Source organism: Pseudomonas sp. CAN1 (assembly GCF_030462585.1).
In the GTDB taxonomy this organism is placed as follows: Bacteria; Pseudomonadota; Gammaproteobacteria; order Pseudomonadales; family Pseudomonadaceae; genus Pseudomonas.
In genome coordinates this window covers 48,873-61,785 of sequence record NZ_JASMRU010000003.1, presented here as the reverse complement: position 1 = coordinate 61,785, position 12,913 = coordinate 48,873, and the positions used below count along the sequence as shown (strand labels likewise).

The window sequence follows — 12,913 nt, the reverse complement described above, 5'->3', positions numbered from 1 at the left end:
GAGGATCGCCGGGGACGCGGAGTGGACTGTTGTCCATGAGCAGTCCACGGCGATTCTCCAACGCAGCCTGGCCGACGCGCAGCCGATTGGACTCAGAACCGCATCAGTGGCAGGGGAAGCCGGCGCTGTGACGCGTGTCATGGGCGGCGTTGTGTACCGCGTCGATGTGCGAGAAGCCGGCGAAATACACCAGCAGCGCACCGAGCAGGCTGGCGCCAACGGCCAGGCTGATGCGCTTGGAAAGGGGAATGGAAGTGCTCGACGCCGGTTGCGTCAGGATGCTGCTGGACATGAACGTTCCCTCTGAAAAGAGTGAGAACGCAGAGGTTGAACGCATTCGAACGCGCCGGATCGGTCGCGCCACGGCCTGCGCCCGCCCACCGCGGGTTTGCCAAAATATGAGGATTCCAGGCCGGTCTCCGGGCTTGCGACGCCAGCGAGAAACTCTCGCCGGATGGGTCAGCCTTCCCATGCCTAGGCACAGTGGCTACTGACGACCCTCGATGCGCTTACCGTTGCGGGGGCAGCGCCGGACTGGTCCTTGCGGACGCACCGGCTTCCCGTTTCACCTCGCGCGCGTCGGCGCGAGACACCTGAAACCGCGCTAGCTGACCACGGCTTCCGGCAGGCGTCAACCGATCCCCGGCGATTGACCGCCCCGGCCGCGCTGCGTAGCCTTCCTCACTTCGAGGTTCTCCGGCGCTGGCCGGAGCTAAGAGGGAACGTGGAAATCTTCGGATGCGCCACGGCTGCCCCCGCAACTGTGAACAGCCTGTCTCTTCACGCGCCACTGCCGATTCGGGCGGGAAGGCGAAGAGACGACAAAGGGCTGTGAGCCAGGAGACCTGCCTCGAGCAGCATCAAGACAACCGGGCGGGGTGATCCGGTGGCGACCTTCGTTGCGCGGCGAACCCGCGCGCGCGCCCTTCATCCGCCCGCCCTAATTCGCTTGCGAGGCGCGCATGAAAACCCTGGCCAAACTCCCCGTCACCATCGTCACCGGCTTCCTCGGTGCCGGTAAGACCACCCTACTCCGGCACATGCTGGACAACGCCGAAGGCCGCCGCATCGCGGTGATCGTCAACGAGTTCGGCGAGCTGGGCATCGACGGCGAAATCCTCAAGCAGTGCTCCATCGGTTGCAGCGAAGAAGAAGCGGTCGGCCGCGTCTTCGAGCTGGCCAACGGCTGCCTGTGCTGCACCGTGCAGGAGGAATTCTTCCCGGTGATGCGCGAGCTGGTGGCGCGCCGTGGCGACCTCGACCAGATCCTCATCGAGACCTCCGGCCTGGCCCTGCCCAAGCCGCTGGTGCAGGCCTTCCAGTGGCCGGAAATCCGCAACGCCTGCACCGTCGACGCGGTGATCACCGTGGTCGACAGCCCGGCGGTAGCCGCCGGTACCTTCGCCGCCCACCCCGAGCAGGTGGACGAGCAGCGCAAGCAGGACCCGAACCTGGACCACGAATCGCCGCTGCACGAACTCTTCGAAGACCAGCTGGCCAGCGCCGACCTGGTGGTGCTGAACAAGGCCGACCTGCTCGATGCCGAAGCGCTGGCCCGCGTGCGCGCCGAAGTCGCCGAGGAGCTGCCGCCGGCGGTGAAGATCGTCGAAGCCAATTCCGGTCAGCTGCCGCTCTCGGTACTGCTGGGGCTGAACGCCGAGGCCGAGCTGCACATCGACAGCCGTCCGACTCATCACGACCACGAAGGCCATGAAGATCACGACCACGACGAGTTCGACTCCTTCCACGTCGACCTGCCGGAAGTGGAAGAGCGTGCCCTGTTCGATGCACTGAACGCGCTGGTCGAACGTCACGCCGTGCTGCGCATCAAGGGCTTCGTCGCCATCCCCGGCAAGCCCATGCGCCTGCTGGTGCAGGGCGTCGGCAAGCGCTTCGACAAGCACTTCGACCGCGCCTGGCGCAGCGACGAAACCCGCAGCACCCGTCTGGTGGTGATCGGCCAGGAGCTGGACCAGGCCACCATCGCCAACGAGCTGCACACCGCCCTGGCGTAAGCACCAGACCTGTAGGAGCGAGCTTGCTCGCGAACCTGGCCCCGCTGCGGAGGTTGGTTCGCGAGCAAGCTCGCTCCTACGAAGAACCTAAACCGAGCACGCCCATGCACCTGCTGCGCACCCAACCCGGCGGCTTCGTCCCCGACGACGGCATCGCCCACCTGGCCCAGACGCCCGCCGAACTGGTGATCCTCTGCAGCGGCGACTCGCACCTGGCGCTGCTCGCCGAGGCCGCGCGCGAGTTGCCGGAGGACTACCCGAGCCTGCGCCTGGCCAACCCCATGCAGCTGCAGAACCACGCCTCGGTGGACCTCTACGTCGACGAGGTGCTGCAACACGCCAAAGTCATCCTGATCTCGGTGCACGGCGGAGTCGGCTACTGGCGCTACGGCATGGAGCAACTGGCGGCGCTGGCCGAGCGCGACGTCACGCTGATCGCGGTGCCCGGCGACGACAAGCCCGACCCCGAACTCAGCGCCCTGTGCAGCGTCCCGCCGCAGGATGCCGAGCGCCTCTGGCAGTACCTGCGCCAGGGCGGCATGGACAACGCCCGGCAGTTCTTCGCCTGCCTGGCCAACCGTCACCTGCAGCGCAACTACGCCTGGAGCGAGCCACAGACCTTGCCGCGCGTGGCGGTCTATCACCCGCAAGTTGGCAGTTGTGAGCTCGCCCGCTGGCAGGCCGACTGGAACCCCGAGTGCCCGGTCGCCGCGCTGCTGTTCTATCGCACCCACCTGCAGGCGGCGAACACCGGCTTCATCGACACCTTCTGCGAACGCCTGCAGGCCCAGGGCATCAACCCGCTGCCCATCGCCGTGGCCAGCCTCAAGGAAGCCGCCTGCCTGGAAGCGGTGGAAAGCCTGCTGGACAGCGCTGACACCGAGCTGATCATCAACACCACCGGCTTCGCCCAGTCGAACCCGGAGGCGCCGCAGGACCGGCCGTTCCGCCGCGACGTGCCGGTGCTGCAAGCCATCTGCTCGCTGGACAACCACGACCTCTGGCGTGCCAACCCGCAGGGCCTCGGCCCGCGCGACCTGGCCATGCACATCGCGCTGCCGGAGCTGGACGGCCGCATCATCACCCGGCCGATCAGCTTCAAGGGCCTGGCCTGGCGCAGCGAGCGCAGCCAGAGCGACGTGGTCTGCTACCTGCCGCACCTGCCAGGCATGGACTTCGTCGCCGAGCTGGCGCGACGCTGGATGCTGCTCGCGCGCAAGGCCAACGCCGACAAGCGCGTGGCGCTGATCCTGGCCAATTACCCGACCCGCGACGGGCGCATCGGCAACGGTGTCGGCCTCGACACGCCGGCCGCCGCGCTGAACATCCTGCGCGCGCTGGAGACCCAGGGTTATCCGGTCGCCGGCCTGCCCGATTCCGGCACCGCGCTGATCCAGCAACTACTCGGCGGCGTCAGCAACGACCTCGACAGCCTCGACCTGCGCCCCTGCGCGCAGAGCCTGGCGCTGGACGACTACCTCGCCTGCTTCGCACGCCTGCCCGAAGCCAACCAGCAGGCGGTACGCGAACGCTGGGGCGAACCGCAGCAGGACCCGATGTTCCGCAGCGGCCGCATGATGGTCGCCGGCCTGCGCTTCGGCCTCGGCTTCGTCGGTATCCAGCCGGCGCGCGGCTACCAGCTCGACGCCGCGGCGATCTACCACGACCCGTCGCTGGTGCCGCCCCACGGCTACCTCGCCTTCTACTTCTGGCTGCGCGAAGTGTTCGGCGCCGACGCGGTGATCCACGTCGGCAAGCACGGCAACCTCGAATGGCTGCCGGGCAAGGGTGTCGGGCTCTCCGAGGAATGCTGGCCGGACGCGATCCTCGGCGCGCTGCCGAACCTCTACCCGTTCATCGTCAATGACCCCGGCGAAGGCGCGCAGGCCAAGCGTCGCGCCCAGGCGGTGATCATCGACCACCTGATGCCGCCGCTGACCCGCGCGGAAAACTACGGCCCGCTGCGCGACCTCGAACGCCTGGCCGACGAGTACTACGACGCCTCCCTGCTCGACCCGCGCCGCGCCGCCGAATTGCGCGGCGACATCCTCACGCTGGTGCGCGAAACCGCGCTGGACCGCGAGCTGGGCCTGCAGCTGAGCGACGATGCAGAAAGCTGGCTGCCGCAGCTGGACGCCTACCTGTGCGACCTCAAGGAATCACAGATTCGCGATGGCCTGCATGTGTTCGGCGAGTCGCCCTTGGGCGAGCTGCGCCGCGACACGCTGCTCTCTCTGGTGCGCCTCCCGCGCGGCGATGGGCGTGGCAGCAACGCCAGCCTGCTGCGCGCACTGGGCGAGGACCTGCAACTGGGGCGCGATCCGCTGGACGAAGCCTTCGCCGAAGCCTGGCAAGGTCCGCGCCCGGACGTGCTGCTCGGCGTGAGCGACGAACCCTGGCGCAGCAATGGCGACACCCGCGAGCGCCTGGAACTGTTCGCCCTGCGCCTGATCGACGGCTCGGCCGGCGCGCCGGGCAGCGCCAGCGCGGCGGTTCTCGCGCAACTTCACCAGCAGATCGCTCCGACCCTGGACGCCTGCGGCGCCAGCGAAATCGGCCACCTGCTTGCCGGCCTCGACGGTCGCTTCGTCCCGCCCGGCCCCAGCGGCGCGCCCAGCCGCGGGCGGGTCGACGTGCTGCCCACCGGGCGCAACTTCTTCACCGTGGACGTGCGCAACCTGCCCACGCCCACCGCCTTCCGCCTCGGCTTCCAGTCCGCCAGCCGCCTGCTCGAACGYCACCTGCAGGACCACGGCGACCACCTGCGCCAGCTCGGCCTGTCGGTGTGGGGCACGGCGACCATGCGCACCGGCGGCGACGACATTGCCCAGGCCCTGGCGCTGCTCGGCGTGCGCCCGGTGTGGCAGGCCGGCAGCCAGCGCGTGGAAGACTTCGAGATCCTGCCGATCACCCTGCTCGACCGCCCGCGGGTCGACGTGACGCTGCGCGTCTCGGGCTTCTTCCGCGATGCCTTCGCCAACCTGATCCGCCTGTTCGACGCCGCCGTGCAGGCCGTCGCCGCGCTGGATGAGCCGGACGACCTGAACCCGCTGGCCGCTCGCGTACGCGCCGACCAGTCACGCTTGCAGTCCGAGGGACTGGAGCGGGATGAAGCCCGCCGCCAGGCCGGCTGGCGCATCTTCGGCGCCCAGCCCGGCGCCTACGGTGCCGGCGTGCAGGGCGTGATCGAATCACGCCAGTGGGACAGCCGCGCCGATCTCGCAGAGGCCTACCTGAACTGGGGCGGCTACGCCTATGGCGCCAGCGACGACGGTACTCCGGCGCGCGAACGCTTCGCCCAGCGCCTGTCCGGCCTGCAGGCGGTGCTGCACAACCAGGACAACCGCGAGCACGACATCCTCGATTCCAACGACTACTACCAGTTCCAGGGCGGCATGCTCGCCGCCGCCGAGGTCATCCAGGGGCAATCGCTGGCCAGCTACCACGGCGACCACAGCCAGCCGGACAACCCGCGCATCCGCACCCTGAAGGAAGAACTCGGCCGCGTGGTACGCGCCCGCGCGGTGAACCCGAAATGGATCGCCGGCATGAAGCGCCACGGCTACAAGGGCGCCTTCGAACTGGCGGCGACGGTGGACTACCTGTTCGCCTTCGACGCTACCAGCGAACTGGTGGACGACCACCAGTACCGCCTGCTGGCCGACGCCTATCTGCTCGACGACGACACCCGCGAGTTCATCCGCCAGCACAACCCCGAAGCCCTGCACGACATCGCCGAACGCCTGGTGGAAGCGCAGCAGCGTGGGTTGTGGGAAGAACCGGGGGAGTACCGCGAGACGCTGGAAAACCTGCTGGTGGATAGCGAAGAACAGTGACGGAATTCCAGCGCGCGTAGGAGCGGACTTCGTCCGCGATGGTGTCCGGCGCGATGCAGACCTATCGAGGACAGAGTCCGCTCCTACATTGTCTCCGCACCCTGCGACAGGGTTGCGTGTAGGAGCGAGCTTGCTCGCGAACCCGCCTCAGCAGCGGAGCAATGTTCGCGAGCAAGCTCGCTCCTACGAAAAGCGCCAGACGCTCGGCGTCAGCCCCTGCGCAGGCGCTCCGCCGCATTCAGCAGCAGCGCCTCGGTGCCGGTCCAGCCCAGGCAACCATCGGTGATCGATACACCGTAGCGCAGCTCGCCGGTCAGCGGCTGACAGCCGTCGAACAGGTGACTCTCCAGCATCACGCCGCGCAGCGCGGCATCGCCGGCCAGGCGCTGGTCGAGCACGCTGTCCAGCACGGCCGGCTGGCGCAGCGGGTCCTTGCCGCTGTTGGCGTGGCTGCAGTCCACCATGATGCTCGGGTCAAGACCGAGCTTCTCCAGCCCCTGGCGAATCTGCTGCACGCTGGCCGCGTCGAAGTTCGGGCCGGCATGGCCGCCGCGCAATACCAGATGAGTGTCCGGGTTGCCCTGGGTCTGCACCAGCGACGGGCGACCCAGCGCATCGATGCCGAAGTGCTGGTGCGGGTGCGCCGCCGAACGCATGGCGTCGGTAGCGATGCCGATGCTGCCGTCGGTGCCGTTCTTGAAGCCCACCGGCAGGTCGAGGCCGCTGACCATCTCGCGGTGCACCTGGGATTCACTGGTGCGCGCGCCGATGGCGGCCCAGCCCAGCAGGTCGTCGAAGTAGCCGGCCACCAGCGGTTGCAGCAGCTCGGTGGCAATCGGCAGGCCGCGTTCGAGCATGCCCAGCATCAGCCGGCGCGACAGCTCCAGGCCGCCAGCCATGTCGCCCGTGCCGTCCAGCTGCGGGTCGTAGACCAGGCCTTTCCAGCCTATGGTGGTGCGCGGCTTCTCGACGTAGGCGCGCATCACCAGCAGCAGCTGGTCGCTCACCTGCGGCGCCAGTTCGGCGAGGCGGTCGGCGTATTCGAGGGCGGAGACGGGGTCGTGCAGCGAGCACGGGCCGATGACGACCAGCAGGCGCGAGTCGCGGCCATCGAGGACTGCGCGGATCGCCTCGCGGCCTTCGCGGACGCGGTGGGCCATGGCGGCGGACAGCGGCAGGCGCTGGCGCAGTTCGGCGGGGCTCGGCAGCGGCTGTTCGCGGCGGCGGGCGGAGGGCAGCGGCAGGTCGAGGACTTCGGCGGAGGCTGCGTGTTCGGGGCGGATCAGGGCGGAGGTGGAAGCGTTCATCTGACTGGCATCCTTGGCCGGCGCGGTAGTCTTTCCGCGCTCGGCGCTCTATCTAGGTGTTCGTGGCAAGGCTCGTTGGGTGGCACGCAGCGCGCTGCTAAATCGCCAGTCGGAGTTGCGGTAATAGCGGTAATCAGTGGTGTAAGCAGTCATGTCTCGATCCTCTGTCCGGGCGTTTTCGCCCGATTCAATTCGTTGGCAATGTGTTGGCCTTGTGGGCCGGAAAAACAAAAACCCCGGTCGGGTTGCCGACCGGGGTTTTAGGAAACTGTCTGGTTGGCGACCCTGCTTGCTAGGGCGCCTGTGGGGTATCAGGCGCGCCTTTGGCTAAACCAATACCCATAGAAGCAATAGCCGGCAGCAGCGGCCAGAACCTGCGCGCGAGCAGCTGCGGAGCCGATGGCACCGAGGCAGGCGAGGGACWGGATGGACAGGCTGGACGGCATGATGTTCTCCGTGGAAGTGGAGCCAAGGTACTGCATCGCGCAGCGCCGATCAATGACTTGAGTCTATCGATCCGATGGACATTGGTCGCACCTCCTTCATCCGGTTCGCTACCATGCACGGACGAAATCCGCAGGAAATCCCTATGAGCGCCCTTACCCATTTCCCACTGGCAGCCGTCGTCGGCGCCGATGAGCTGAAGCTGGCCCTGTGCCTGGCGGCCATCGACCCGGCCATCGGCGGCGTGCTGATCGAAGGGCCGCGCGGCATGGCCAAGTCCACCCTGGCGCGCGGCGTCGCCGACCTGCTGGACGGCGGGCGTTTCGTCACCCTGCCACTGGGCGCCAGCGAGGAACGCATCGTCGGCACCCTCGACCTGGACGCCGCGCTGGGCGAAGGCCGCGCGCAGTTCTCCCCCGGCGTGCTGGCCCATGCCCACGGCGGCGTGCTCTATGTGGATGAAGTGAACCTGCTGCCCGACCACCTCGTCGACCTGCTGCTCGACGTCGCCGCCAGCGGGGTCAACCTGATCGAGCGCGACGGCCTGTCCCAAAGCCACCCGGCGCGCTTCGTGCTGATCGGCACGATGAACCCCGAGGAAGGCGAGCTGCGCCCGCAACTGCTGGACCGTTTCGGCCTCAAGGTGCAGCTGGAAGGAACGCCCGCGCCGAGCGAACGCGCCGAGATCGTCCGCCGCCGGCTGGCCTTCGATGCCGATCCACAGGCGTTCCTCGCGCACTGGCAAGCCACGCAGCAGGCCCTGCAACAACGCTGCGGTGATGCACGCCTGCAACTGGCTGCAATTCCCCTGGACGATGCCGCGCTGGAAACCATCGCCGAGCGCTGCCACGCCGCCGGCGTCGACGGCCTGCGCGCCGACCTCGTCTGGCTGCGCGCCGCTCGCGCCCATGCTGCCTGGCGCGGCGCCAACGCCATCGAGGCGCAGGACATCGATGCGGTCGAGCACTTCGCCCTCGCCCATCGCCGTCGCCATGCGCCACCGCAATCGAGCACGCCGCCGCAGTCTTCTTCCAGCCAATCCAAGGCACCGTCCAACGCCCCCAACGGCGAGGGCCAGTGGGGCGAACTGCCCGCGCAGAGCGTCGCCATGGGCGAGCGCCGGCAACTGACGGGCTGGCCAAAAAAGCCCTGAGCATCCGCCCGCGCCCGGCCCCTGGCGCGGATGCCAACCCCCGACCCGGCCAGCTCGCCGGCGGCCGCAGCGGCGCCCGCCAGGCGGGTGCACATGGCCGCATCGACTGGCCCGCCAGCCTGCGCAACGGCCGCCCACAACGCCGCGCCGACCTGGTGCTGCGCGCCCGCAGCCGCAAGCCCGGTGAACTCTGGCTGGTGATAGTCGACGCCTCCGCCAGCACCCGCCGCCACGGCGCCCTCACCCAGGCCAAGGGCCTGCTCGCCGACACTTTCGAACAGGCCTACCGGCAACGCACACGCCTCGCCGTGCTGCACGCCACCGGCGCACAACCGCGCTGGTTTTGGCAGGGCCAGAAGGTTTCGAGTCAATTGCAGGATTGGCTGGAGCAACTCGGCGCCGGCGGCGGCACCCCACTGATCGAGGCGCTGCAACAAGCCCGCGAATGGTTGGGCAAGCGCCAGCGCCAGAAGCCGGGCGAACACCAGCGCCTGCTAGTGCTGACCGACGGCCGCCTGCGCGACTGGCCGGCGCTGCAGCCACTGAACTGCCCGACGGTGCTGGTGGATATCGAGGGTGGAGCCGTACGGCTTGGCAGGGCCAGGAAGCTGGCGGAAGAGCTCGACGCCGACTATCGGCAGATCGGCGAGATCTGAGAATCGACCTACCCGCGCCTTGCATAGCCCCATCAGGATTCTTTGGCAACCGGCAGATTTGTCCGACTTGACCCCGTCCGGGTGGAAACTTACTCTCACCCCATCCCGCCCATGGCAGTAAGCCGTCCAACTCATCCCGGACGCGCCGAACCCTTGGGCGTTTTGCTTTCAGGAGGCCGGGGATGTCGACTGCGATCCTTGTGGACGGGGCCTATTTCATCAAACGCTTCCGCCAGATCGAACCGGATAACGCCTACGACGCCGAGCGCGCCGCTGACCTGGTGCACCGCTGGGCGACCGCGCWCCTCCTCCCGTCGATGCGTCCGGCACAAAGCGGCACGCCTCGCCCGGACAGCCGCCCCCGCCGCGAGCTTTACCGGATTTTCTTCTACGATTGCCCGCCACTGCTGCTCAAGCACCACAATCCGATCAGCAAGCTGGCCATCGATTTCTCCAAATCGCGAGAAGCCACCTTCCGAGTCGAACTGCATAAGCGCCTGCGCAGCAAACGAAAACTCGCCCTGCGCCTGGGGCATCTTTCCAAGGACGTCCGCTGGACGATCAAGCCGGACAGGATTGCCCTGCTGCTGCGCGGGCAGCTGCAGATTGCTGACCTCACGGAAGACGACGTGCGCATAGACACCAAGCAGAAAGGCGTCGATATGCGCATCGGCATCGACGTCGCGTCACTGGCCTTCAAACAGCAGGTGGATCAGATAGTCCTGTTCGCCGGCGACGCCGACTTCGTTCCAGCGGCCAAGATGGCGCGGCGCGAGGGTATCGACTTTGTCCTCGACCCGATGTGGCAATCCATCCCCGATGGCCTCATGGAACACATCGACGGATTGCGCTCCACCTGCCCGAAACCAACGCCCAGAAAGGTATCCCTCCCCAGCCCGACAGCCTGATCGAGCGAACCTCAAGGCTCCCCATTGCGCCCATGCAACAAAAATCCCGGCCGCTCGCTGAGCCGCTCGTAGTAAGCCGCCACGGCCGGGAGCTCCGGGCGCTGCATGGGCGTCAGATACCAGCGGTTCACAGACAGGCCGAGCACCACGTCGGCGAGGCTGAAGCAGGCGCCGGTAACGAACGCGCCGGTGTGCGCCAGCTGTCGATCCAGCAGGGCCATGCAGTGGTTCCACTGCGCCTCGCTCAGGGCGATGGCGGAGGCATCGGTGTGGCTCGGGCTGTTGCGCACCCTGGCCATGAACGCGTAGCGCCAGGCGTTGTTCAATTCGGTGGCCTGCCAGCCCATCCACTGCTCCACCAGCGCGCGCTCGCGGGGTGCGCTGGGTAGCAGTTCGCCCTGCGGGTACTGGGTGGAGAGATAGCTGCAGATGGCGTTGGATTCCCAGAGCACGAAGTCGCCGTCGACCAGGACCGGCACCATGGCATTGGGGTTGAGCGCGATGAACTCCGCCGAGGCGGTGGAGCGAAAGCCCGTACCCCAGTCTTCCCGTTCGTAGGGCAGGTTCAGTTCGGCGCAGGTCCAGAGCACCTTGCGCACGTTGATCGATGAAGCGCGGCCGAGGATTCGCAGCATGGTGGTCACTCCCTGTGAAAACCGGGGCTCAGCATAGAGCCTGGCAAGACGGCGGAGAAGCGCGTTCTTGACGCAATCGCGAGCTTGCCCGCAAAGCGCTACGAAGCTATGAACAGCGGCTACACAGGACGTTCCGTCAATCGGCTGCGAGGGGCTCCAGCGCCTGCCAGAGCGAGTCGATACTGGCGAACTCGCGGTCCACTTCGGGCAGCGCCGGACGCGCCAGGATCAGCACCGGCACACCGCGCTCGCGGGCGACCTGCAACTTCGGTTCGGTGGCCTGGCTGCCGCTGTTCTTGCTGACCAGCACGTCGGTGCCCAGGCGGGTGAACAGCTCGCGCTCGCCCTCCAGGGTGAACGGCCCGCGCGCGCCGAGCACGTCGGCTCGCGCGTTGCCGGGCAGGCTTTGCAGGCAGCGGACGGTCCAGTGCTGGTGGGCGGGGATTTCTTCGAGATGTTCCAGCGGCTCACGGCCCATCGTGAACAGCGGATTCCCGAATGGCTCCAGCGCCGCGATCAGTTCCGGCCAGCCGGCCACCTCGCGCCAGTCATCATCGATACCTGCCTGCCAACCGGGACGACGCAACGCCCAGCAGGGCACGCCAGCCAATTGCGCGGCGCGGGCTGCATTGGCGCTGATCTGCGCGGCGTAGGGATGGGTGGCGTCGAGCAACAGGTCGAAACCGCGTTCGCGGATGAACTGCGCAAGGCCTTCGGCGCCGCCGTAACCACCCACCCGAACTTCACAGGCGAGGTCATCCGGCACCTTGCCGAGGCCGGCGAGGCTGTACAGGTGTTGCGGACCGAGACGGCGTGCGATGGCCAGTGCCTCGCCGATGCCGCCCAGCAGCAATACACGTTTCATCGCACCTCCAGCGCCTCGCCCACCAGGTTGCCCTGGCGGTCGATGGCGAAGACTTCCAGCGTCACTTCAGGGGGCACGATGCGCCGGGCGAAGGCCAGCGCGCGGGCGCAGACAGCATCCCCGAGAGCGATGCCCTCGGCGCGGCACAGCGCTAGCGCCTGCTGGCTGGTGTTGGCCTCGCGCATGCGTTGTTGCAGATCCGCCGTCGCGCCAATGTCCGCTGCCCACTCGGCCAGCTGCGGCAGGTCGATGCTGGAGTGGCGGCTGTGCAGGTCCATGTGGCCGGCGGCGAGCTTGCTGATCTTGCCGAAGCCGCCGCAGACGCTGAAGCGCTCCACCGGCACCTTGCGCAGGTGCTTGAGCGCGGCGCCGGCAAAGTCGCCCATCTCGATCAGCGCGGTGTCGTCGAAGCCGTAACGACGGCGCATGGCGTCCTCGCTGGCGTTGCCGGTGCACGCCGCCAGGTGGCGAAAGCCGTTGGCGCGGGCGACGTCGATGCCCTGCTGGATCGAGGCGATGTACGCCGAGCAGGAAAACGGCCGGACGATGCCGGTAGTGCCGAGGATCGACAGGCCGCCAAGGATGCCCAGGCGCGGGTTCATGGTCTTGAGCGCGAGCTCGGCGCCACGCTCGATATTGATGGTGACATCGAAGCCGCCGGCATAGCCGCACTCGGCCGCCAGCGCAGCGAGGTTGCCCTGCATCATCTGTCGCGGTACCGGGTTGATCGCCGGCTCGCCCACCGCGAGCACCAGCCCCGGCTTGGTGACAGTGCCGACGCCCTCCCCCGCGTGGAAGCGCACGCCGGGCTCGTCGCTCAGCGCTACGCGGGCGAAGACCAGCGCACCGTGGGTCACGTCCGGGTCATCGCCGGCATCCTTCAGCGTGCCGGCTTCGGCGCCTTCAGCGGTGAGCCGGCAGAACTCCAGGCGCAGGGTCGCGCGGCGCTCTTTCGGCAGGGCGATCTGCGCGGCGTCCAGCGCTTCGCCGGTGAGCAGCAGGCGCGCCGCCGCCAGACTGGTGGCGGTGGCGCAGCTGCCGGTGGTGTAGCCACTGCGCAGCGGGCGGGGTTCCTCGGAGGTCTCTTCGCGCAT

10 protein-coding genes and 2 riboswitches are annotated in these 12,913 nt (G+C 68.1%); of the genes, 5 read left to right on the top strand and 5 right to left on the bottom strand.

Going from position 1 to position 12,913, the window contains the following annotated elements; genetic code table 11:
- Positions 1–103: 103 nt before the first annotated feature.
- Positions 104–292 carry a CbtB-domain containing protein gene (locus QO207_RS05795; protein ID WP_301531561.1) on the bottom strand — a complete coding sequence of 63 codons (189 nt, stop codon included), beginning with the start codon at positions 290–292 and terminating at the stop codon, positions 104–106.
- A gap of 100 nt (positions 293–392) precedes the next feature.
- Positions 393–612: riboswitch (cobalamin riboswitch) on the bottom strand.
- A gap of 60 nt (positions 613–672) precedes the next feature.
- A riboswitch (cobalamin riboswitch) is annotated at positions 673–868 on the top strand.
- A 94-nt stretch (positions 869–962) separates the two neighbouring features.
- Here QO207_RS05795 and cobW point away from each other — a divergent pair.
- Together cobW and cobN are read left to right on the top strand one after the other, a co-directional pair.
- Positions 963–2,015, top strand: a complete 1,053-nt coding sequence (cobW, locus tag QO207_RS05790; RefSeq protein WP_301531560.1) for a cobalamin biosynthesis protein CobW — start codon at positions 963–965, stop codon at positions 2,013–2,015.
- A 104-nt stretch (positions 2,016–2,119) separates the two neighbouring features.
- Positions 2,120–5,851 carry a cobaltochelatase subunit CobN gene (gene cobN / locus QO207_RS05785; protein WP_301531559.1) on the top strand — a complete coding sequence of 1,244 codons (3,732 nt, stop codon included), beginning with the start codon at positions 2,120–2,122 and terminating at the stop codon, positions 5,849–5,851.
- Between the two features lie 209 nt (positions 5,852–6,060).
- Here cobN and QO207_RS05780 read toward each other — a convergent pair whose 3' ends face one another.
- Positions 6,061–7,158 carry a 3-deoxy-7-phosphoheptulonate synthase gene (locus QO207_RS05780; protein WP_301531558.1) on the bottom strand — a complete coding sequence of 366 codons (1,098 nt, stop codon included), beginning with the start codon at positions 7,156–7,158 and terminating at the stop codon, positions 6,061–6,063.
- Positions 7,159–7,747: 589 nt separating this feature from the next.
- Between QO207_RS05780 and QO207_RS05775 the strand changes: the two genes are divergently transcribed.
- The 3 genes from QO207_RS05775 (at position 7,748) to QO207_RS05765 (ending at position 10,319) form a co-directional block, all read left to right on the top strand.
- Positions 7,748–8,755 carry an ATP-binding protein gene (locus QO207_RS05775; RefSeq protein WP_301531557.1) on the top strand — a complete coding sequence of 336 codons (1,008 nt, stop codon included), beginning with the start codon at positions 7,748–7,750 and terminating at the stop codon, positions 8,753–8,755.
- A complete protein-coding gene (locus tag QO207_RS05770; protein ID WP_301531812.1) occupies positions 8,737–9,411 on the top strand; it encodes a VWA domain-containing protein in 675 nt (224 codons plus the stop codon). Before QO207_RS05775 ends, QO207_RS05770 begins: the two co-directional genes overlap by 19 nt.
- A gap of 182 nt (positions 9,412–9,593) precedes the next feature.
- Positions 9,594–10,319, top strand: coding sequence for an NYN domain-containing protein (locus tag QO207_RS05765; RefSeq protein ID WP_301531556.1), 726 nt, complete (start codon positions 9,594–9,596; stop codon positions 10,317–10,319).
- Positions 10,320–10,330: 11 nt separating this feature from the next.
- On the opposite strand, the gene QO207_RS05760 is transcribed toward QO207_RS05765, so the two are convergent.
- The 3 genes from QO207_RS05760 to QO207_RS05750 all read right to left on the bottom strand — a co-directional run bounded on the left by QO207_RS05760 (position 10,331) and on the right by QO207_RS05750 (position 12,913).
- Positions 10,331–10,954 carry a glutathione S-transferase family protein gene (locus QO207_RS05760; protein ID WP_301531555.1) on the bottom strand — a complete coding sequence of 208 codons (624 nt, stop codon included), beginning with the start codon at positions 10,952–10,954 and terminating at the stop codon, positions 10,331–10,333.
- Between the two features lie 136 nt (positions 10,955–11,090).
- Positions 11,091–11,819 (bottom strand): cobalt-precorrin-6A reductase, encoded by a 729-nt coding sequence (locus tag QO207_RS05755; protein ID WP_301531554.1) that lies wholly within the window; start codon positions 11,817–11,819, stop codon positions 11,091–11,093.
- Positions 11,816–12,913, bottom strand: coding sequence for a cobalt-precorrin-5B (C(1))-methyltransferase (locus tag QO207_RS05750; RefSeq protein WP_301531553.1), 1,098 nt, complete (start codon positions 12,911–12,913; stop codon positions 11,816–11,818). The genes QO207_RS05755 and QO207_RS05750 overlap by 4 nt, the downstream gene beginning before the upstream one ends.